Here is a 20,517-nt window from a genome sequence, read left to right on the forward strand (position 1 = left end):
AGCCTGACAAAGCGGCCCCGCTGCCCGCCGGCCGCACCGCGATTTTCGGCCACGGCCGGAAGAGAAAGGCGTTTGATGGTGTGCCTGCGGTTCCGTCATCGGCTGCGGTCCAGCCTGTGGGTCACGCCGTTGCTATGCGTGCTGGCCTCGATCGGGCTCTCGTTCGTGACCGTGGCGATCGATCGGCAGTTCGGCGATCGGCTGATCCCGGTGACGATCACGGGCTCGGCGGACGCGGTGTCCAACATCCTCAGCACCATCGCCGCCGCGATGGTCACCCTGACCACGCTCGTACTCACGGTGACGACGGTGGCCGTCCAGCTCGCGATGGGCCAGTTCTCGCCGCGCATCGTGCGGGCGTTGCTCCAGGACCGCAGCAGCCAGCTGGCCTACGGGCTGTTCGCCTCGACGTTCATCTTCGCGATCCTCGCGATCCGCGAGGTCAACGCCGTGGGCGAGGGTACGGTGCCAGGCCTGACCGTGTCGGTGGCCTACCTGCTGATGCTGGCCAGCATCGCCACGTTGTTCCTCTACATCCACCATTCGGGAAACGCGCTGCGCGCCTCTGGCCTGATCGACCTGGTCGGCGATCATCTGCACGAGCAGCTGAACCGCAAGTACCCAGCGAAGGGGCCGCCGCCCGCCCAGCCTGATGTCGTGGTCTCGCCCGAACCGGGGCTCGTTATCGACCTGGATCGTCCCGCGCTGGTCGCAGCAGCGTCCGAGGCCGGCTGCGTGGTGGAGATGGTCCCCCTCATGGGCGACTTCGTACCAGCAGGCGCGCCGCTGTTCCGCGTGCACGGCGACCCCGTCCGTCTCGACCACGCCCGTGTCGCAGGCCTCGTCGTCCTCGCCGCGGAGCGGACCCACGGCGATGACCCGGCGTACGGCTTCCGCAAGCTGGTCGACATTGCCGAGCGTGGTCTGGCCCAACCGTTCACCGACCCGACCACCGCCGTGATGGTGATCGACCGCCTGCACGACTGCCTGCGGCAGCTCGCCGACCGCGACTTCCCCTCCGGCCGGCACCACGACGCCGGCGGCGAGGTTCGGCTCATCGAGCGAACGCTCAGCTGGGCGGGCTACGTCCGGCTCGCGTTCGACGAGCTCTGCCTCGCCGGAGCCGCCTCCCCCCAGGCATCGCGCCGGTTACGCGCCGCACTGGAAGACCTCCTGACGGTCGCACCACCCGAGCGGCACCCACCGCTCGAGCGACAACTGGACGTGCTCGTCGCCGCCGTACACCGCAACTACGACGACCAGCGCGACCGACGTGCGGCGCTGGTCGCCGATCAGCAGGGCATCGGTTCGGGCGCCGACCTCGCAGCGGAGTCCGAGGCGGCGACCAAGCGCGCCGGCGCGGGAACATGATCGACAGGTCGGCGTCTTCCGAGCGGGAGACACGGCGGGCGATGAAGGCCCGCAGGTCGTCGGAGAAGCGGTGCCAGAGGTGGTCGACCCGCGCGGCGGGTGCCGCGGCTCGGCACGGCATCCCAGCCCTACCCGAGGTACGGCGTGCAGAAAACCCCTACCCGTGACGCAGAAAAATCTGTATCGCAGGGTGTAGACATTCGGGAGGGCGGGGTGTACTTTATCTTTCGTTGGAGATGAGATGTCTGGTTGGCCGGGCAGGTGAACTGCACCGGAAGCAAGATCCACATCCCCTCCGGCGGAGAAGAGAATCCGGTGCAGTCGGCCGGACCGCCGGAGGGGATGACGAACTCTCGCAGACAGGTCCGGCAACTCAGGAGGTGGTGACTGAACAGCTCTTCCCAGATTCCGCGTCCCGGGCTGTTGCCGGGCGTGGTTCCCGCGGTCGGCTCTACCGCCCGACCGGCGGGATCGACGTGAAAACCCCCTCGATCCCAGGCCCCGGCGCACCACGCGCCGGGGCCTGACGACGTTGACCCCAGAGGTGTTGTGCAGCAATCGAACGACCCCACCGACCCGACCGACCCGACCGACCCTTCCAGTGCCGCCGACCGGCTGGATGACGAGGACTACCCCGCCTACAGCATGGGTAGGGCCGCGGAAGTCCTCGGCGTCACCCCCGCCTTCCTGCGCGGCCTGGACGCCGCCGACCTGCTGACACCGCAGCGTTCACCGGGCGGGCACCGCCGCTACTCCCGCTCCCAGTTGCGGATCGCCGCGCGGGTCCGCGCGCTGGTCGATGCGGGCACACCGCTAGAGGCAGCGTGCCGCATCACCGTCCTCGAAGACCAACTCGCCCAAGCCCACGAGCTCAACGCCGAACTCACCCGGCAAAACCCGCCCGCGCCGGACCACGGCAGCTGAGCTCCGCTCAGCCGAGGCCGCGGGTGCCGAGTTCGGCCCACACCGTCTTGCCGCCGCCGTGGTAGTCCACACCCCAGCAGGTGGCCAGCTGATCGACCAGGATCAACCCGCGCCCACCCGTGTGATCCGGTCGGCGGATCCGCGCAGGCACGGGCGAGGCATCGTCGACCTCCACACGCAACCAGCCGCCGTGGTCGGCCACCATCAACCGGCAACCACGCGGGGCGCGGGCATGCACGACAGCGTTGCCGGCCAACTCGTCACACACCTGCACCGCGTCCTCGACCCCGATACCGGCGAGCGGGGCGAGCAGGCGCCGCACCGCAGCCCGCAGCTGCCCCAACGGCACCACCTCGAGATCCCACTCGACAACAGCGCCGTCGGCGCGCGCCTGATCCAGTGTCGAAATTCCCACCCTGCACCCCTCCTTCCGCTCGCTCAGTACCGGCCTCTCGCGGACAGCACTACATCGGCGACATACCCTCACCACACCCCGGCGAAAACACCGCATCCACGCTCACTGCGGACCGCGTGAGGTGTTGAGAATCGTTCGGTTCTCCGGTACCCCGCATCGATCGGGAGTGCAGAGCAGGGCCTGGTCCCGCCAGCCCGCCGCACACCCGGCGTGACCGGCTGCGGTCCCGCGGTCCACATCCGGAGGCCAAGTCCCGCTTCGCGGGGTTGCCGAGCGGGGCGAATACCCGCACGGGTCGGCGCCGGGACGGGAATCGTCTGCGGCGGTCGGTCTCGGCGGGACGTTCAGCCGTCCGCAGCCCGTAGGCCCGGCCCTCCGATCACTGCGTGAGGCGAGCGAACGGCGACGGTTGTGGCATAGTGAGAGGTTGAGTACGGGCTTTTCACCAAGAATTTGCTCGGCTCACTACAGAAAAGAAGTTGTTTACAGCATGGCTCAAGGCAGTGTGAAGTGGTTCAACGGTGAAAAAGGCTTCGGCTTCATCGCTCAGGACGGAGGCGGCCCGGACGTCTTCGTGCATTACTCGGCCGTGAGCGGCTCGGGTTACAAATCCCTCGACGAGGGTCAGCGTGTCGAGTTCTCGGTGGAACAGGGCCAGAAGGGTCCTCAAGCCCAGGACGTCCGCGCCATCTGATTCCGCGCGATCGCGTTTGTTTGTGAAGAGCTTCGCACCGAGGTCGGTGCGAAGCTCTTTTCGTTAGACCTCGTTCAGCACCGTGTTTGTGCAGGTGACAGATGCTCAGCGATGGCTGGGCCCGCCGGTCAGTCGATGCCTTCGATGATGCGGAAGTCGCGCTCGACGCCGTCGGGTAGGGCCACCAGCGCCTTCTGGTATGCCTCGCTCTCGTATGCCGCGACGGCCTGTTCGAAGCTGTCGAACTCGATCAGAACGACGCGTTGCGTGATTCCGGCCTCGTGGGCGACGACTCGACCGCCACGGGACAGGACGCGCCCGCCCCCAGCCTGGACAGCCGGGCGGGCCAGCTTGTTGTAGGCAGTCAGCCTCTCAGGGTCGGAAATGGCGGGGTAGACACTGACCCAGTAGCCCTTAGCCATGGAAACCTCCTGTGTTCGGCCGGACACGTCCGACTTCGAATCGATATTCAGATCGATCGATCCCGGCGACGGGTACTGCGGTCAGCCGAATCGTCATATGCGCAGGTTAGGGCCTGATGCGCGGTCGAGGGAAAGACCGGTACGCGATAGACTCAGAACGGATCGTTATCAATCGGCAGGGAGGGCACGTGGCGCCGGATACGGTGAGCCTGCGGTACTTTCTGGTGCTGGCGCAGGAGTTGAACTTCACCCGCGCGGCCACACGGATCGGGATCGCACAGCCCGCACTCAGCGCCCGGATGCGCCGATTGGAGGCGGAACTCGGTACTGCCCTGCTGGTTCGCAACACGCGTAATGTCGTATTGACCACGGCTGGTGCGGCTTTGGCGGAGTCCGCGCCGCCCGCGCTGGCGGCGCTGGACCGGGCATGGGACATCGCCCGGAATGCGGGGGCCGGTGAACTGGGCACGCTGCGCATCGGATACAGCCTCAGCGCGGGAGCCGAGACGGCACCGGCCCTGGTGGACAGGCTCATTCGCAGCAGCCCGGGACTCGAGGTCGGCGCGGTCCCGATGGCGACACCGGAGATCTCTCCCGCGGTCGCCGACGGCCGCATCGATGCGGGGATCACCCGCGGTGAACAGCCGGGTCGTGGCGTGCGCCGGTTCCTGCTGCGGCGTGTGCGCGTCGGGGTCCAATTGGCACAGCATCATCCGCTGGCCGAACATCCGGAGATCGAGATCGCCGATGCGGCCGCGTATCCGCTGCGACTCCCCGACCGCGCGGCCAATCCCGTGATCCACGATCAGCTGTCCGCACTTTTCCGCGAGATCCGGCCGACCCCCCGATTCCACACGCTCGCAGTCTCTTTCGACATGTCTCAGCGCGACCTACGCGACGGGCTCACCCTTGCCCCGGCCGGAGAAACCGCGGTCACGGCACAACCGGCCGGTCTCACCTGGCGACCGCTGCGGGGCGCGCCCAGCCTGACGCTCCACCTGGTCCTCCCACGCGAGCAGTCGCCGCTACACCGCCGCATCCGTGCCGTCGCCAAAACCCTCGCGCACGAGCTGAACTGGCTGCCGGACTGACGCGCACCAGGTCACGCACAGCGCGTCCCATGCCTTCACCGCGCCGTCCTGTCATCCCACCCCTCGCGATAAGCATCGGCGGCACTCCCCTTCCAGGTATCGAACAACGCCTGAACCTCACGGTCCAATGCCACCGATCCCGATCTCAGCTGCTGCGCCATGTCAAAGGCTTGCCTGCCGACCGCCGTCACCGCGTCGCGAACGACATTTCCGCGGTTGATCGTTTGTCGCCATGCTCTCCCCCGGCCCCAGACCATCGCCCTGACCCCACCCGCCCTTCCCGGCGCTCATCAGGTCTGGGCCTGATCGAACTGGCGCCATCGACGCGGCACCAAGCTCGTCTATCGCACTACCGGCGGCAAACCGGCTCGCGGAAAGCTGCCTCGGAGCTGCCGACGGCACGGGGACGGAATGACACTGCAGTCACGCCGCGCGCTGATCCGAGCCGAGGAGGTCGGCCATATGCTCGAGGCACGATTTCACCTGGAGGAGAGCCGGTTTCGGCGAACAAGTCGGCGAGGCACCAGCGTGCGCCTCTCAGCTGGGGTGCCGGCGCCGCCCGGCGCGCCGCGGCGCCGTCGAGGACGGAATCTCGCCGAGTACCCAGACGGCTTCGAGCAGCCGGGTGGGCTCACTCGACGCTCGCTCGAGCGAGCGCTTCATCGGCAAGCGCTGCCGCCGCCTCGACCGGCGCGTACACGGCCAGCGCGGCGACGAGGTCACGGATATCGCTGCGAATGGACGGTGCCAGCCGGGCGTGACGGGCGACGTCGAGCTCGTTTGCGATGGTCAGGACGGCGAAATCACGGAGTTCCGTTCCTCCGATCGTCTTCGAGCCGCCGCTGAATCTGTCGGTCACGGGCAAGGGCCGTCGGCCGAGCTCGCGGTAGGTGCGCGAGCGATCGCATGCGCCGTAGAGGTATACCAGCGCCGCCGCGTCGGAGCCGATGACGTGATCCAGCCGCTGGCGATCCGTGATCGGCAGCAGGGCATGCGGCAACCCATCGGTGCCGTATGACGCGTGGCAGATCGACGCCAGCCGGGTTCGTGGCGCTGAGTTCCATTCGACCGTCAGGGCGTGCACCCGGCGTAGGTGCTCGAACAGGCTCCCGCCTGGGTGATCGATCTGTTCGGCGCCGAGCGTGCGCTGTAGCTCGAACGCGCGGCGGACGACGTCGTCGGTCCCGAGCCACTTGGTGGCGTGCGCCGAAACGATGCGCGCGAGTTCCGCAGGGGCGTCGCGAGCGACGAGGTGCCCGGCGTCCGGTACGCGGGTAACGGTGACACGCCGGTTGGTCATGCGGAGCCGGTCCACGTCGGCGTCGCCGAGCGGAGACCGTGGTCCTCCCCGCACGAGCAGGATGGGCAGGTCCGATGCCGCGATGATCGCGTGGAGTTCGGAGCGGGACGCGAGAATGTCGTCGACGAGCTCGGTATCGCGGGCGAGGAGTCCGTGGTCGTCGAGCCAGCGCCGGGCGCGATCCGCATCGATATCGGGGACGACGTCCACGAGCACGAGGCCGGCGACACGCTGCGCGACGGACGACTCCGCGAGGGCGGCGACGGCGGCCAACCCTCCGAGGGAGGCGCCCACCACGACGATCGGCGCCGGTTCGCGAACCACCATCTCGATCACGTCGTCGGCGATCACCCGCAATGCGGTCGCCCGCCCGGAGCTCTCGCCGTGCCCGCGCAGATCGAAGGCCACCGTCCGCAGTCCGCACTCGGTCATCCCCTCCGTGACCGGCGCCCAGACGTCGCGACGCTCTCGGCCCGCGTGAAGCAGGAGGACCGTGGGGCCCGCGCCGGTCACCGTGGCTCGAAGTGTGACGTCGGGCAGCGTGAGGGTCATGTCTGTCATCGCCGACTCACCTCCGTGCCGAATCTCCTTCTCAACACCATTGTTTCGACCATCGACATACCTTCTCCGATTTACCTTGAGCAGTCGAGGTAACGATACGCAGTGAAACCTTGGCTAGTCAAGGTACGATTCCGGGGTGAGCAATTCGAGAACGCGCAGACCACCGGACGAAGCCCGTCGGTTGATCCTCGATGCCGCGGCTTCGCTGCTGGCCGAGGGAGGCGTCGCCGCTGTACAGGTGCGCGCGGTGGCAGCGCGGGTCGGCATGACCGACGCCGGCGTCTCCCACCACTTCGGCAATCGCGACAAGCTGCTCGCCGAACTCCTTCGCCATGGTGGACGTCGGCTTCGAGCCGCGCTCCACGACGTCATCGCCGCATGGCTGGAGCACGGCACCGATGTCCTCGAGCTCGTCGAGTCGCTCGAGTCCGTGTATCGGGGCGGCTATGGCGAACTCGCGATGGCGCTGCACGCGGCGGGTTGGCGCGACCGCGGCGGCGGCATGCTCGACCCGGTCGTCGACGCCCTGCATCGGAGTCGGCCTCCCGGAAGTTCCCTCGACGAGACACGGCTCGCGGTCGCCGCCCTCCACCAGGCGATGGCAACCGAGCCGCTCTACGGCGTCGATTTCCGTCGGAGCGCCGGCCTCACCGGCGCGGCAGCGCAAGACTCGACCGCTCACCTGCGCTGGTGGGCTAGCCAGCTTCAACGCGCGCTCGACATCGAACCAGCGCGCCATTGACCCGAGCGGCGGTCAACACCCCTCGGCATCAGCAGTGCACTCCGATTCCGGTGCTCCCGCGTAATGACCAGCGGCGGAAAGCCATTCGCGACAAACTCACACCGCACCGCGGGCGCGATAAGCGGATCAGCGCCGTGCCCGATGCGGTAAAGATCGAACCCTCAGCGTGTGGCACAGATAGTCATGCGCCGGCCATCCAGTCGAGGATTGCCCGCACGGCCGCACGAGCAGCGGCCGGGTCGGAGGCCGCCAGCGCCACGGCCCCTCTCTTCCGGAGTTCGGCGCATTCGGACGTGAGTGTCGACTGTTTGGCCCGGCGGTCAGTGGGGTGGGTTTGCCGCTCGATCAGTCGCAGGGCTTCGAGTTTGTCGATGATGACGGTGGCATTGGACGGTTCGCAAAGTGGCCACCACCACCTTGTCCGGTTCGGGAGGAGACGCAAGCTTGCCAGAAGCCTTGTCGAGGAAGATCTGCTCGCACCCGGCGACGGTAAGCGCGTCGTGCGGGCCTCGGGAGCTGATCGCGGGTGGAGATTTCGAACACGAGCCTGGCGACCCAGCCCTGGCCAGAAGCGAGAAACCTCACCCGATGAGTACGAACCGCCCATCACAGGCTATTGTTGATCAAGTGCGTGACATGTCACGCCAAGCGTCGTAGATCGCATTCGCTTCGCAACCAGCGCTTGCCGCATCCGCTCTTCTTACGGCGATCGATTTTGCCCATCGGCAATCTCGCCACTTCGTGCCCCCGGCGCGGACCCTGAAGGGTCCACAGACGGCTCGGGCACCACCTGATGTCCGAAAGGCACCGCAACATCTATGAGTTCTGCTGACATCTCTTTCGCCGCGCTCGGTGTGAGCGCACCGCTGGTGAAGGCGTTGACTCGCGCCGGGATCACCGAACCTTTTCCGATCCAGACCGACACCCTGCCCTATTCGCTGGCCGGACGCGATGTGCTGGGCCGTGGCCGGACCGGCAGCGGCAAGACGCTCGCCTTCGCCATCCCGATGGTCGACCGTCTCGGCCGCGGTCTCGCCGGTAGGCGCGCACCGAGCCGCCCGACCGGCCTGGTGCTGGCGCCGACTCGGGAATTGGCCACCCAGATCACGGCCGCGCTGGAACCCCTCGCCGCGGCCTATCGCATGACGGTCACCACGATTTTCGGTGGGGTCCCGCAGAACCGGCAGGTCCGGGCGCTGCGCGCCGGTGTCGACATTGTCGTCGCCTGCCCCGGCCGGCTCGAGGACCTGATGAACCAACGTCTGATCTCCCTGGACGCCGTCGAGGTCACCGTGATCGACGAGGCCGACCACATGGCCGACCTCGGGTTCCTGCCAGGCGTGACCCGCATTCTCGCGGCCACCCCGAACGACGGTCAGCGCCTGCTGTTCTCGGCCACCCTGGATAACGGCGTCAACAAGCTGGTCAGCCGCTTCCTGCCGGAAGCCGAGCTGCATTCCGTCGATGAGGCGAACTCCCCGGTAGCCGCCATGACCCATCACGTTTTCGAAACCGCGAGCGTCGAAGCCAAGCGTGAGGTCGTACACCGGCTCGCCTCGGGCTCGGGTCGGCGAATCCTGTTCATGCGCACCAAGCATCAGGCTCGCAAACTGGCCAAGCAGCTGACCCTCGCCGGAATCCCGGCCGTCGATCTGCACGGCAACCTCTCGCAGGGCGCCCGCGACCGCAACCTCGCGGTCTTCGCCGCCGGTGATGCCCTGGTGCTGGTGGCGACCGATGTGGCCGCGCGCGGCGTGCACGTCGACGGTGTCGAACTGGTCGTGCACGTTGATCCGCCCGCCGAACACAAGGCGTACCTGCACCGTTCGGGCCGTACCGCGCGGGCAGGCAACTCCGGTGAAGTGATCACCCTGGTGCTGCCCGGCGAACGACGCGACCTGGCCGACCTCATGCGCAAGGCCAAGATCACTGTGACCCCGCAACGAGTCACCGCCGATTCGCCCGTGGTGGCCGAGCTCGTCGGCACGGTTGCCCCATTCGTCGCGCCCTCCTACAGCGACCGGGCGGCACGGGAAGACGACCGCCGCAGCGGCAGCGGAGCGTACCGTAGCGGTGGCGGACCGCGCAGGGGCAGCGGCGGACCGCGCCAAGGCGGCGGCCGTCGCAACGGCAGTGCGGCGCAAGGTCAGTCGCGCGCCAAGCCGCGCGCTCATTCCGCGCGCGGAACGGTCGCATAGGGCCCGTTTTGGTCGCTCCCCCAGGCAAGCCCATGCCGAGATCGCCGCGTCGCTGAGCATTGCCAGCGGATTGCCGGGCATCGAATGCTGGTGAACATGGCTGATGACGCCGGTACTGGCGGGCAACCCATCGAGCGCGAGGCAGTCGCGCCTGATGGGTTGCCGTGCGATTGCGCGGCCGCGGAATCTGCAGGCATGGCCAAGAGGGTTGGGACACGAGACCGATCCAACCCTCCCCTCCGATTCCACGCGAAGCTGGATTGGCCGGACATCACCGACAGAGACGGACACTGACCGTCCGCGCCCAGCTCCGCGCGAAGTGAGGACCAACCCGTCTCCAGCACAGCGACTTCCGAGGTGCCAGATGTGCGGTCTCACCGTTAGGACTGGTAGATGGGCTCTGAGGCAACCGCGCCTGCCCCGCCCGCGGCGGTGGTACCGACACCTCCGGCGGCGGCCGTGCCGGTGCCACCGCGACCGGCAGCTCCCAGCGTCTACTACTCCAACTGCGCCGCCGCCAAGGCCGCGGGCGCCGCGCCGCTACGGCGGGGAGAACCCGGCTACAGATCAGAGCTGGACCGCGATAAGGACGGCATCGCCTGCGAATAGGGCAAACCGACGCTGTTTGTGCTGGCGCGGCAGAAGGATGGCTCCGAATAATCCGGCTCGAGACCACGGGCGGCAGAACAGAACAACCACGTCGACTTCGCGTTGCTGACCACCCCAGAAGCAGCCCGGCCGAGCATGCCAACCGACACGACGATCCTCCCGCTACACCGACGAGGCTGCCGAGTTCCAACCCCAAGGCGCCTGGGGCTTTCGGCGAGCACCTCTGGGGACGATCTCCTAGCGCCAACAGCGTGTCCGAGGTTGAACGTGTGCGGACACTTCGCCGACCGGGCATACGCGGTGGAGATCCAGGGGTCCCCGCTCGACCCGACTACTGGTAGCAGTAGGAGTCGGAGGAGGCGTCGCCGCCCTGGAGGCGCACCTGGTGCACCCGCAGACCTCTAAAGTCCTCGTCGTGCGGGAAGAACGACTCGTCGATGGTCATTCCGCCGTCGGGATGGATGCGCATCACGGCCATCCAGGCGCCAACCCCATCCGGGTAGAACTGGTCGTCCCATGCGCCATAGAGCGAGTTGGTGAGGTAGACCCGCCGACCGTTACGGCTGATCTCGACCATCTGGGGGCCGCCGGCAAGCGGCTGGTTCGGCGCGGCCGGGTGGGCGGTGCGGCCTACGATCCCGCCGAGCCGGACCGACCCGGTCTCTTTCGGGTCAGCCGGATCGCGCACGTCGAACTGTTTCAGCTCCCCGGTACCCCAGCACGAGACGTAGAGGTATGCGTCGTCGACCGACAGGTCGATGTCGGTGACCAGCGGCGGCACCGCGCTGAACGGTTTCAGTGCCGGCGGCAGCAGGTCGGGATCGGCTGGCTCGGCCGGGATGGTGATCACCTTGTCGACCGCCCACACGCCGCCATCGCGGTGCCAACGCCACACGGAGGCCGACAAGTCCTCGGTCGAGATCACCACGCCGACGAACCCCCAAGCGGCGTCCGGATCGTGCGACGGGCGCAGCTCGAGTGCCATCTGGTACTGCTCGCCGAGATCGATCCGCTGCTGATGCCGACCGGCAGTGAGGTCCCAGAAATGGATCGCGTGGCCGTACTTGTTGGCCAGCAGCAATTCCGGGTTCAGCCCGTCCTCGATCATGGCCGGGGTGCCCCACTCGCTGCTGATCAGCGTGTTCTGGTTGAGATGCCACCAGGCGTCGTACGCCAGGTATTGCGGCCCACGGTCGGTCTCCCATTGCCGCAGCACATCGAACGTGCCGTGATCGAGCAGCGCGATCCCGCCCGGCCCGTCCGATCCGTCTGCCCCGCCGAGGCAGGTCATGAACACACCGTCCGGCCCGCAGTGCAGCGTGTGTGGACGGGAGTAGCCGGCCTTGGCCGCGAGCTCGGAGCTGTCCACGATCTTGGACAGGGTGGGCTGGCGTGGGTCGGGCTGGGTGTCGAACACGTACAGGCGCGACGAGCGCAGACCCGGCACGATCAGGTACCGCCGAGCCAGTCCCTCAATCTGGTGGCCCTCGTGCTTCAGCGCGCTGCTGCAGGCGTTCCAACCGAAATGGTGCAGCTCGTTGCCCAGGTCGGGTACCTCGGTCCAGCCCACCACCCGGCCGTAGGTAGCCGAGCCCGGATCCACATCGATTACTGACAGCGCATCTGGCTTCTGTGCCGCGCGGTCGAACGCAACAACGTATGCGAGCCGCTCCGGTGGCGCGGCCGCCGCCTCCGCTGCGCTCCGATAGAAGGTCGGGTCCAAGTCTGAGTGATTCATTTCCAGCCTCCTTTATGTCGATAGGCGGAGACCCACGCACCTCGCCCGATCTGGCGGTTCCGAGGCGAGCGCGACCCGTGTGGTCGCGTGCCGTATGGCGCGGGCAGGCAATTACAGTCTCGGCCTATCGACGCAGATCCACCAGCTACCGCCGGCGCGGCGGCAGAGTGCGCGGTAGGGCGCAGTTCCGTCGAAGAGCGTTAGCCGGAGAATCTGGATGCATCGTCAGCGTGCGGCCCACGGATTGCCTTACCCATGTCCGGATGGGGCTTCGAGGTCAGCCAGAGTCAGCACCTTCGGTTTGTGTCAGGCCGGTTCTGTCTGCGGGGCGATGGCGGGCAGCGCCTGAGGCTGAAGCGGACGGCCTCGGCGCCGTATTCGAGCATCTGGCGCTCGTAGTCGCCGATCGCGCCGAGGAGTCGCGGCCGCCGGTGCGGCAGCGGCGGAGCAGGTCGGCGTCGCGCAGGCGGTGTTGGCGCCGTTGCCGCCGGTCGGTGAGGTGGCGTGGATGGCATCGCCGAGCAGCGTGACCGGACCGGGCGACCAGCGTTCGCCGGGCTCGACCACTCGGATGGAGAGCAGGGTGCTGTTGTCCGGATCGGCCTGTTCGATCAGCGCCCGCAGGTCCGGGTGCCGGCCCGGCATCCTGGACAGCACGGCCTCCTGCGGGGTCGCGGTGCCGAGTGAGCCGTTCGACGGCACGATCGTGGCCCAGCGCACGTAATCGCGCATATCGGGCAGGGTCACCTCGGGTGCCAGCGCCTCGACCGCCTCCTTCGGCGGGGTACGGAAGCGCACCGCGCCGAGTAGCAGGCTCACCCGTCCCCGTCGGCAGGCTCAGCGCAGAGATCGTGCTTCCCGAACCGGACCCGGCCATGTGGCGCAGTCAGCTCCTCGACGTGTTCACCCAGATCCGCGACCAGTACCTGGAATACCCCGGCGTCTCGCGCGCCGCACTGGCCATGGTTCCCACCAACCTCGAGGCGTTGCGGGGCCGGGAGGGGATGTTCGCGAGCCTGCTCGCGGGCGGGATCGAACCCCGGATGGCCGCCTGGACGCTGGACGCACTGTCCCTCTACGTCAGCGCCTACGCCCTGGAACAGTCACTGGTCCAGCACCGGCGGAAACACCCGGATCAGGAGTGGGTAGTCAGCCGCGCGGAGCTGGTGCGCCGGTTCACCGCACTGCCCGCCGACACGTTTCCGCAGACCCGGCGCTATGCCGCCGAGCTGATCTCCGGCACCGAGCCCGACCGCTTCGCGTTCAGTCTCTGCCTGATCATGAACAACCTCAGCCTGACAAGTTCTCCAGCCGGTCCAGGATGCGACGGAGGACGCACTTCTACCAGTGCTTCCGTCCTTCTCGACGGTCGACCGCGCCGTGGGCGATCAATCGGTTGCGGATGCACCTGGTCCGCCTTTGGGCGTTGTGGAGAAACACCCGCCGAGCACCGCCGTGCACGGCATCCGCCCGGTCGATGCCAACGGCCGCGTGGTCGACAAAGCCGTGTTGACGGCGCTGGACTGGCGGCCGGGGATCTGCTGTCGTGGCGGATCGGCGGCGGGTTGATCGTGATCACCCGCCCTGGTTGCGGCCGCCGCGGTGTCAGCAAGTAGGGGCACCTGTCGCTGCAGGCGCCGGTCCGTTGCGGCGCGGGGATCCGCATCCACGACCGGGTCCTGCTGGCCGCCGACCCCCACCAGGCGCCGTTCGGCCGCGCTGAGCCGACCCGTGATCACTCCGTGGAGTACCTGTCGCGGCAGGTACTCCACGCCAGCCCTGCAATCAATGCCACAACTCCGAAAACAACTGTGCTGTCACGGTCAACACAGTCCTTCTTCGGCCGCCTTGTCCTCGACACCGACGGAACCTGCACCTGGCCAACGTATTTCATGCGCGGCGCAGTAGTGTCACGCTATAGACTCCCCGTCATGGTGAAGTATCTGATCAGTGGGGCGATGATCGCGGCCTTCTCCTTCGGCTCGGCTGGTTCGGCGGCGGCCGATGAAACCGTTGACTACTACCCCACTCACGGAGCCTGTGTCGCGAATGGGGTGGCTAAATTCGGTCAAGAAGAGCTGGGTAAGACCTGGTTCTGCCGTCAAACCGGCAGCCAGTTCGAACTGTTTCGCCGCTGAGGGGGATACAGTATCGGGGTGGTTCCGCGCCCGCGGCGAGATCGATTCCGCCGCACCCGCCCGGAGGCCGATGGATCTCTCGGTGGCCGACTACCAGCTGGTAGCTGTTTCAGACGCTGCAAAGTGCTGACGGGAGTGGCTATCCCGCCGAATCAACAACCATCCGCGTGGTGTCGTGCAACGAGTGTCGGCGCAGTTCCGACATAGCCCGACCCGGCGCTGCCGCACCCTCCCTCAACGGGATGGCTTGCCACCCGATCTCAAAAACTCTTCGTCCGCGAACCCCCGCGTCGCCACGAAACCCGAACTCCAGCACACCGACCGACCTCATCGGCAGTCCCGCCGAGCGCCGACCAAGCCCATCCGCAGCCCGAGCCGCTGCAAGATGTCTTCGTGGTCAAGCCATCGTCGTTCTTTCAGTCACAGCTTTCGCATCCAACCACTGCAGCTGTGCTGACTCATGAGGTCGGTTCCGCGATGGTGATCTCGAACGTCAACTGTGCGAAGGCGGCACCGCTCACATGCCCAGCCGCCCCTGATCCGTCCGAATCCACTCCGAGGTTCCGTCCGGGTGTCGATGGAACTCCCAGGCGGTATAGTCGCCGTCCTTCTCCACCACCTTGACGTGATCGGCGAAGCCGTCGTGATCGACGTCGGTCCACACCTGCATGGCATCGTCACCGGTGATGGTCACGCTGTCGAGCAGACCGTCTTGGTCGATGTCCTGGGTGGGATGGTGCAGCTCGACGGCGCCGAGGCCGCCTAATTCGGAGTGCGCGTCGACATGCGGTAGATCCAGTCCCGGCAAATCACCCGACGTGACCATGGCCCCTGCTTTCTGGCGCCATGCCTTCGAAGAACTCGGCCAGCATCGGCCCAGAGTATCGAGGTCTTTGCCGCCATTCAACACCTGGTACCACTGGTCGCCGGATTCGAAGCCAACCTAGGCCACCTGCGCACCGCAAAGGAGGCATGGCCAAGGCCCGCGCCAAGGGCTGGCCGAAGACGGAATCGAATGCCTCGATGTGCCAGCGAAACTCGCCCACCGTGTGCGAATGCTTTCCACCGGGCACGGCCGCAAGAACGCCGGAGCCGATGCGCTGTCGGTCGGCATCGCCGCACTCAACAGCACCGGACTGCGATCGGTGCACACCGACGAGACGGCGCAGGTGCTGCGCACGCTCACCGAGTACCGCGACGATCTGATCCGTATCCGAACCCAGACCGCCAACCCCCGTCGGCGGCCGCGGCCGGGACGCAAGCCGTCAGAAGGTCCGCCCCAGCAGGCGACAGGTGTTTGCCGAGCGACCCCGACCGCAGCCTCGAAGATCATGGCTGCAGACCACGAACTCCGGCTCCGATTCAACAAGTCAGTACCTCTCTACTCACCGAGACTTGACACAGAGAGGAGCCGTTAGCGAGATAGACCACGTCGATATTCGAGGCCAGCTGATCGGTTATGGAGGTGACTGGTGATGTTTGCCTGGCGGTTGGGCCGGTTACTTGGGGGCGGATCCTGGTCGAGTTCGTTCCCCGCACGTGGGCCGGAGAAGTTCGATGTGTTTATGTCCTACAGCCACGACGCGGACGAGAAGCTGGCATCTGACTTGCAGCGGGCGTTGTCGCGGTTGGCCAAGCCGTGGAATCAGCCGAGGGCGATACGGGTGTTCCGTGACCGGACCGACCTGTCGGCAGCGCATGACCTGCCAGCCGAAATCGAATCCGCACTGTCACATTCGCGGTACTTTCTGCTGCTGGCTTCGCCGACCGCTGCCAGTTCGGCATGGGTCGGGAAGGAGGTCGATTTCTGGCGGCGCAACGGAACCCCGGACACGTTCCTGATCGCGATGACCGATGGTGTCATCGCATGGGGAGACGGTGATTTCGACTGGACGGTCACGACCGCTCTGCCGCGCTCGCTGCGCGGATACTTCGAAGCTGAACCACATTGGGTATCACTGGCATTCGCGCACGACGAAGACATTCGGTCATTGCGCGACAGTAGTTTCCGTAGGGCGGTCGCGTCGCTGGCGTCCCGGCCGAGGGGCTTGCCGATGGAGCAGCTCGACAGCGCCGACGTCAGTGCGCATCGGCGGTCGATGCGATGGCGGCGGACGGCGGTGGCTGGACTTATCGTGCTGCTGGTCCTGTCGATCGTTGCGGGTGTTGGGTTTCTACTGCAGCGCAACGAGGCTCGCAAACAGCGTGATATAGCGATAGCTCGCGGACTGATCGACTCGAGCGAAGATTTGGCCGAGTCCGACCCATACGGAGCCAGATTCGACAGCCTGGCCGCGTGGCGGATAGACCCCCGCCCGGGAGCCCGCCATGCCATGCTGGTCGCCGCACGCAATCCCGGAACGGGGGTGCTGACGAGCCGAAACATGACCGGAGTGATCTCGATGGCGTTCAGCCCTGACGGAAGGACTCTCGCCACAGGGAGCCGCGAGGGCACTATCCGGCTTTGGGATACGAGTACGCAGTCCCCGATCGGCGAACCCCTCACCGGCCACACCGATCAGGTGCCCTCCCTAGCGTTCAGCCCGGATGGAAGGACCCTTGCCACCGGCAGCGGGGACTACACCGTGCGACTCTGGGATATCGCGACCCGTCGGCCGATCGGAGAGCCACTGACCGGCCACACCAATACCGTAGCCTCGGTAACGTTCAGCCCGGACGGGAAAACCCTCGCCACCAGCGGTGGCGACCGCACTATCCGGCTATGGGACATCGCCACTCACCGACTCATCGGCGCCCCGTTCACCCTCTACACAGAGCACGGAACCATCCAGATGGTCTCGACTGTCGCGTGGAGCCCGGATGGGAAGACCCTCGCTGCGAGCGGTCCTGACGGCACGGTCCGGCTGTGGGACATGGACCAGCATCGGCAGATCGGTGCCCCGCTCACCGGCCACAGCATGACGGTCGTCTCACTGAAGTTCAGCCCGGACGGAAAAACACTCGCCACCGGCAGCCAGGACAACACCGCGCGGCTATGGGATGCCGCCACCCACCAGCAACTCGGCACGGCCTTGAAAGGTCACACCAAAGATGTGTGGTCCGTAGCGTTCAGCCCGGACGGGAAAACACTCGCCACCGGCAGTGCCGACCGCACGGCTCGGCTGTGGGATACCACGACCCACCAGCAGATCGGTGCGCCCCTCACCGGCCATACCGACGCTATATGGTCGCTGGCGTTCAGCCCGGACGGCAAGTTCCTCGCCACCGGCAGCTGGGACCACACGATCCGAACTTGGCAGGTAACGGGTGACCAGCCGATCAGCACTCTGCTCACCGCCCAGACCGATCGGGTCGAGTCAGTGGCGTTGAGCGTCGACGGCAAAACTCTCGCCACCGGCAGCGGGGACACCGTGCGCCTGTGGGACGTGACGACACACCAACCTATCGGCGACACCCTCACCGGGCACACCAGTGCGATCTGGTCAGTGACGTTCAGCCCGGACGGGAAATCTCTCGCCGCTGGCAGCGGCGACGGCACGGTACGGCTATGGGACGTGGCCACCCATCGGTCCATCGGCGACCCCCTCGTCAGCCAAGACGGCGCAATGTACGAGGTGGCGTTCAGCCCGGACGGAAAGACCCTCGCCACCGGCAGCAGTCACGGCACGGTACGGCTGTGGGACGTGGCCACCCATCGGTCCATCGGCGACCCCCTCGTCAGCCAAGACGGCGTGGTGAACTCTGTGGTCTTCAGCCCGGATGGCAAAAATCTCGCCATCAGCACCAACCCCGGAACGACTCAACTCTGGGACGTGACACACGACCAGCTCGCTCTGTACATCGACACACAACTCGGTGGCGACTCGGTAGCGTTCAGCCCGGACGGCAAGACTCTCGCCGTCAGTATCGGCGGCGGAACCATCAGGTTGTGGGACATCGCCGAGCACCGTGAAACCGGTAATTCGCTCATCGGGCATACCGCTGTGGTGTACTCGATGGCATTCAGCCCGGACGGGAAAACACTCGCCACCGGCAGCGCCGACCGCACGACCCGGCTGTGGGATATCACCACCCACCAACCGATCGGCGCCCCCCTCGCTCGCCACGCAGACCAAGTCCGCTCCGTGGCTTTCAGCCCGGACGGTAGAAACCTGGCCACCGGGGGCGACGATCACACAGTCCGGTTGTGGGATATCGGCTTCACGATCGACCCCGCGTCCGCACTCTGTGAATGGGCCAACGGCACCTTCACACAGCATCGATGGATGCAGTACGTACCAAAGGGCCCAAAGTACAGGAAACTTTGCCCATAGCCCTCCCCGGTCCGGCCGCACGGCACTATCGAAGCGTCCCCCACCCTCTCACGCCGACAACTGCTGATACCGCGCAGCGGAATCAGCGTCGGCGACCTGCTGACTCCAGTAGCGACACCGCCTACTACCCAGATACGACGCGGTCGCTCCTAAGTCTGTCGCCCGCACCCTCCATCCGGCTCCCAAAAGTGGCGGCGGCCGAAATCGTCGAAACGCTGCGCCAGTGGGGCGCCCCCTCCCCGATCGTGGACGGGCAGCCGTAGAGGGCCTGGTAGAGGTCTGCTTTGTCGGATCGGGCAGCTGATTCACGACGTCGGCGTGTGTAAGGTACGTCCCTGAATCGGCATCGGATGGCTTGATCTTGCCGTGGGGCCCGCGGGCTGATCAGGCCGGTGTCTCGTCTTCCGCCGAGATGGCCGTTGTTCGGGTGGACAATGGGAAGATGCACCCGCACGGGACGCTGCCCGGCTCGCGGAAGGGTCTGAGTAGAGCTGAACTGCTGGCCGCGATATCGCTTGCGATCGACCTCGGTCTGGGTCAGCCGATGGAACACATGCTTCGGTCGTCCTTGATCGCGACACGGATCGCCGAGCGGATGGGGCTCGACCTCCAACAGCGAGCGACCGTGTACTACGCCAATCTGGTCGGATGGATCGGTTGTCACGCCGATTCCCACGAGCTCTCCGCGCTCTTCGGCGACGACATCGCCTTCCGGGCCGACACCTACACGGTGGACATGACCGGCCTGCCGTTTCTGCGGCTGATGATGAGTCATGTTGGACGCGGATTGCCGGGCTGGGAGCGCGGCCTCCGTGCCACGACCTTTCTGGTCGCGGCTCGCGGCCAGGTCGCCACACTGATCCAGTCGCATTGCAGTTCCGCCCGAGTCCTCTCCGATCGGATGGGCTTGGACGGGCAGGTCGGAAAGGCGCTGGCCTATGTCTTCGAACGCTGGGACGGCCGGGGATTGCCCAACGGTTCTCGCGGCGAGGATATCCCGGTCGAGATCCACATCGCTCACGTCGCAGACGTGATCGAGGTACACCTGCGGACGGGTGGGCTCGAGCACGCGAAGGATGTGCTCCGTTCTCGGCGCGGCAGTCAGTTCAGTCCAGCCGTGGCGGCGGTGTTCGATCGTGACGCGGCGGCGATCGTGGACGGGTTACTCGAAATCGACGTATGGACCCACGCGTTGGCCCAAGCACCGGATCGTGACCGAACCCTGACGGCCGAGGAGAGCGACGAGTTACTCGAGGCTATGGCTGATTTCGTCGATCTCAAATCTCCTTTCACACTGGGGCATTCGCGTGGCGTCGCGAATCTGGTGGCCGCCTCAGCCCGACACCTGGGCATGTCGCCGTCGGACATCACGCTTCTCTACCGTGCCGGCCTAGTGCACGGCCTCGGCAAAATGGGAGTGTCCAATCAGATCTGGGAGAAGAAGGGGCCGCTCACTACGGCTGAATGGGAGCGGGTACGGATGTATCCAGATCTGACCGGCCGGATACTGAGCCGAGTTAACGGCTTGGAGTCGGTGGTGCCCGTCGCGATGAAGCACCGGGAACGGATCGACGGGTCCGGCTTCCCCCGGGGAATCACCGGCGCGGAGTTGACCGCCCAGGACCGGCTGCTTGCCACGGCGGAGGCTTATCAGGGACTGCTAGAGCCGCGGCCCGACCGGCCACCGCTCGATCCTCGCGACGCTGCCGATCAGTTACACAAGGAGGCACGTGCCGGACGCTTCGACGCCGAATCGGCTGCGGCCGTGCTTGCGGTGGCCGGTCCGCGGATATCGCGGCGGACGCCCTGGCCGGCCGGGCTGACCGACCGCGAGGTGCAGATTCTGCGACTCGTCGCGCAGGGCCGGTCGAACCGAGAAATCGCCGCCGAACTGTTCATCGCCGAGAAAACGGCACGGAACCACGTCGAACGCGTCTACACCAAGCTCGGTGTCAACAACCGCACGCAGGCCAGTCTCGCCGCGATCGATCGGGGTCTGGCTGGCTTCCCGGTCAATGCGGCCGTGGGAGATTGAAGCAG

Annotated in this window: 19 protein-coding genes; 11 read left to right on the forward strand and 8 right to left on the reverse strand. The window is 66.6% G+C overall.

Annotation, left to right across the window (positions count from 1 at the left end; all coding sequences use genetic code 11):
- Positions 1 to 75 precede the first annotated feature (75 nt).
- On the forward strand, positions 76 to 1,371 hold the full coding sequence (locus tag ABZ824_RS17265; protein WP_356964065.1) for a DUF2254 domain-containing protein: 1,296 nt from the start codon (positions 76 to 78) through the stop codon (positions 1,369 to 1,371).
- Positions 1,372 to 1,920: 549 nt separating this feature from the next.
- Entirely contained in the window at positions 1,921 to 2,295 is a 375-nt protein-coding gene (locus ABZ824_RS17270) for a MerR family transcriptional regulator (protein ID WP_356964066.1), read from the forward strand.
- Positions 2,296 to 2,302: 7 nt separating this feature from the next.
- Here ABZ824_RS17270 and ABZ824_RS17275 read toward each other — a convergent pair whose 3' ends face one another.
- A complete protein-coding gene (locus ABZ824_RS17275; RefSeq protein ID WP_356964067.1) occupies positions 2,303 to 2,710 on the reverse strand; it encodes an ATP-binding protein in 408 nt (135 codons plus the stop codon).
- Positions 2,711 to 3,200: 490 nt separating this feature from the next.
- Here ABZ824_RS17275 and ABZ824_RS17280 point away from each other — a divergent pair, with 490 nt between their 5' ends.
- Positions 3,201 to 3,404 carry a cold-shock protein gene (locus ABZ824_RS17280; protein ID WP_067806012.1) on the forward strand — a complete coding sequence of 68 codons (204 nt, stop codon included), beginning with the start codon at positions 3,201 to 3,203 and terminating at the stop codon, positions 3,402 to 3,404.
- A gap of 128 nt (positions 3,405 to 3,532) precedes the next feature.
- Here ABZ824_RS17280 and ABZ824_RS17285 read toward each other — a convergent pair whose 3' ends face one another.
- Positions 3,533 to 3,826: a DUF1330 domain-containing protein gene (locus tag ABZ824_RS17285; protein ID WP_355184981.1), complete on the reverse strand. Its 294-nt coding sequence runs from the start codon at positions 3,824 to 3,826 to the stop codon at positions 3,533 to 3,535.
- 188 nt (positions 3,827 to 4,014) lie between these two features.
- Between ABZ824_RS17285 and ABZ824_RS17290 the strand changes: the two genes are divergently transcribed.
- Positions 4,015 to 4,917 (forward strand): LysR family transcriptional regulator, encoded by a 903-nt coding sequence (locus tag ABZ824_RS17290; RefSeq protein WP_356964068.1) that lies wholly within the window; start codon positions 4,015 to 4,017, stop codon positions 4,915 to 4,917.
- A gap of 35 nt (positions 4,918 to 4,952) precedes the next feature.
- On the opposite strand, the gene ABZ824_RS17295 is transcribed toward ABZ824_RS17290, so the two are convergent.
- Entirely contained in the window at positions 4,953 to 5,174 is a 222-nt protein-coding gene (locus ABZ824_RS17295) for a WXG100 family type VII secretion target (RefSeq protein ID WP_356964069.1), read from the reverse strand.
- A gap of 374 nt (positions 5,175 to 5,548) precedes the next feature.
- On the reverse strand, positions 5,549 to 6,778 hold the full coding sequence (locus ABZ824_RS17300) for an alpha/beta fold hydrolase (RefSeq protein WP_356964071.1): 1,230 nt from the start codon (positions 6,776 to 6,778) through the stop codon (positions 5,549 to 5,551).
- A 181-nt stretch (positions 6,779 to 6,959) separates the two neighbouring features.
- Here ABZ824_RS17300 and ABZ824_RS17305 point away from each other — a divergent pair, with 181 nt between their 5' ends.
- Positions 6,960 to 7,520 (forward strand): TetR family transcriptional regulator, encoded by a 561-nt coding sequence (locus ABZ824_RS17305; RefSeq protein WP_356964072.1) that lies wholly within the window; start codon positions 6,960 to 6,962, stop codon positions 7,518 to 7,520.
- Positions 7,521 to 7,701: 181 nt separating this feature from the next.
- On the opposite strand, the gene ABZ824_RS17310 is transcribed toward ABZ824_RS17305, so the two are convergent.
- Positions 7,702 to 8,127: a MarR family transcriptional regulator gene (locus ABZ824_RS17310; protein ID WP_356964073.1), complete on the reverse strand. Its 426-nt coding sequence runs from the start codon at positions 8,125 to 8,127 to the stop codon at positions 7,702 to 7,704.
- Between the two features lie 211 nt (positions 8,128 to 8,338).
- Between ABZ824_RS17310 and ABZ824_RS17315 the strand changes: the two genes are divergently transcribed.
- Both ABZ824_RS17315 and ABZ824_RS17320 read left to right on the forward strand, forming a co-directional pair.
- Complete coding sequence (locus ABZ824_RS17315; RefSeq protein ID WP_356964074.1) at positions 8,339 to 9,718, forward strand: DEAD/DEAH box helicase; 1,380 nt, start codon at positions 8,339 to 8,341, stop codon at positions 9,716 to 9,718.
- Positions 9,719 to 10,111: 393 nt separating this feature from the next.
- Positions 10,112 to 10,327: an excalibur calcium-binding domain-containing protein gene (locus ABZ824_RS17320; RefSeq protein WP_356964075.1), complete on the forward strand. Its 216-nt coding sequence runs from the start codon at positions 10,112 to 10,114 to the stop codon at positions 10,325 to 10,327.
- A gap of 331 nt (positions 10,328 to 10,658) precedes the next feature.
- On the opposite strand, the gene ABZ824_RS17325 is transcribed toward ABZ824_RS17320, so the two are convergent.
- A complete protein-coding gene (locus tag ABZ824_RS17325; RefSeq protein ID WP_356964076.1) occupies positions 10,659 to 12,065 on the reverse strand; it encodes a selenium-binding protein SBP56-related protein in 1,407 nt (468 codons plus the stop codon).
- Positions 12,066 to 12,371: 306 nt separating this feature from the next.
- Positions 12,372 to 12,884, reverse strand: coding sequence for an FAD-dependent monooxygenase (locus tag ABZ824_RS17330; RefSeq protein ID WP_356964078.1), 513 nt, complete (start codon positions 12,882 to 12,884; stop codon positions 12,372 to 12,374).
- Positions 12,885 to 12,916: 32 nt separating this feature from the next.
- On the opposite strand from ABZ824_RS17330, the gene ABZ824_RS17335 reads away from it, so the two are divergent.
- Positions 12,917 to 13,681: a TetR/AcrR family transcriptional regulator C-terminal domain-containing protein gene (locus ABZ824_RS17335; RefSeq protein ID WP_356964080.1), complete on the forward strand. Its 765-nt coding sequence runs from the start codon at positions 12,917 to 12,919 to the stop codon at positions 13,679 to 13,681.
- Between the two features lie 315 nt (positions 13,682 to 13,996).
- Positions 13,997 to 14,203 carry a hypothetical protein gene (locus tag ABZ824_RS17340; RefSeq protein WP_356964082.1) on the forward strand — a complete coding sequence of 69 codons (207 nt, stop codon included), beginning with the start codon at positions 13,997 to 13,999 and terminating at the stop codon, positions 14,201 to 14,203.
- A gap of 517 nt (positions 14,204 to 14,720) precedes the next feature.
- Here ABZ824_RS17340 and ABZ824_RS17345 read toward each other — a convergent pair.
- Positions 14,721 to 15,029: a DUF6802 family protein gene (locus ABZ824_RS17345; protein WP_356964083.1), complete on the reverse strand. Its 309-nt coding sequence runs from the start codon at positions 15,027 to 15,029 to the stop codon at positions 14,721 to 14,723.
- Between the two features lie 739 nt (positions 15,030 to 15,768).
- On the opposite strand from ABZ824_RS17345, the gene ABZ824_RS17350 reads away from it, so the two are divergent.
- Both ABZ824_RS17350 and ABZ824_RS17355 read left to right on the forward strand, forming a co-directional pair.
- On the forward strand, positions 15,769 to 18,477 hold the full coding sequence (locus ABZ824_RS17350) for a TIR domain-containing protein (RefSeq protein WP_356964085.1): 2,709 nt from the start codon (positions 15,769 to 15,771) through the stop codon (positions 18,475 to 18,477).
- A 442-nt stretch (positions 18,478 to 18,919) separates the two neighbouring features.
- A complete protein-coding gene (locus ABZ824_RS17355; RefSeq protein ID WP_356964087.1) occupies positions 18,920 to 20,512 on the forward strand; it encodes an HD domain-containing phosphohydrolase in 1,593 nt (530 codons plus the stop codon).
- The last annotated feature ends 5 nt before the right edge of the window (positions 20,513 to 20,517 follow it).

The sequence above is a fragment of the Nocardia sp. NPDC047038 genome (assembly GCF_040644075.1).
GTDB lineage: Bacteria > Actinomycetota > Actinomycetes > Mycobacteriales > Mycobacteriaceae > Nocardia > Nocardia sichangensis.

Coding starts and splice junctions, on each gene's coding strand:
- ABZ824_RS17265 (WP_356964065.1), top strand. CDS start 76: ATGGTGTGCCTGCGGTTCCGTCATCGGCTGCGGTCCAGCCTGTGGGTC.
- ABZ824_RS17350 (WP_356964085.1), top strand. CDS start 15,769: ATGTCCTACAGCCACGACGCGGACGAGAAGCTGGCATCTGACTTGCAG.
- ABZ824_RS17320 (WP_356964075.1), top strand. CDS start 10,112: ATGGGCTCTGAGGCAACCGCGCCTGCCCCGCCCGCGGCGGTGGTACCG.
- ABZ824_RS17285 (WP_355184981.1), bottom strand. CDS start 3,826: ATGGCTAAGGGCTACTGGGTCAGTGTCTACCCCGCCATTTCCGACCCT.
- ABZ824_RS17340 (WP_356964082.1), top strand. CDS start 13,997: ATGGTGAAGTATCTGATCAGTGGGGCGATGATCGCGGCCTTCTCCTTC.
- ABZ824_RS17315 (WP_356964074.1), top strand. CDS start 8,339: ATGAGTTCTGCTGACATCTCTTTCGCCGCGCTCGGTGTGAGCGCACCG.
- ABZ824_RS17345 (WP_356964083.1), bottom strand. CDS start 15,029: ATGGTCACGTCGGGTGATTTGCCGGGACTGGATCTACCGCATGTCGAC.
- ABZ824_RS17310 (WP_356964073.1), bottom strand. CDS start 8,127: ATGGGCGGTTCGTACTCATCGGGTGAGGTTTCTCGCTTCTGGCCAGGG.
- ABZ824_RS17355 (WP_356964087.1), top strand. CDS start 18,920: ATGCACCCGCACGGGACGCTGCCCGGCTCGCGGAAGGGTCTGAGTAGA.
- ABZ824_RS17280 (WP_067806012.1), top strand. CDS start 3,201: ATGGCTCAAGGCAGTGTGAAGTGGTTCAACGGTGAAAAAGGCTTCGGC.
- ABZ824_RS17325 (WP_356964076.1), bottom strand. CDS start 12,065: ATGAATCACTCAGACTTGGACCCGACCTTCTATCGGAGCGCAGCGGAG.
- ABZ824_RS17300 (WP_356964071.1), bottom strand. CDS start 6,778: ATGACAGACATGACCCTCACGCTGCCCGACGTCACACTTCGAGCCACG.
- ABZ824_RS17295 (WP_356964069.1), bottom strand. CDS start 5,174: ATGGTCTGGGGCCGGGGGAGAGCATGGCGACAAACGATCAACCGCGGA.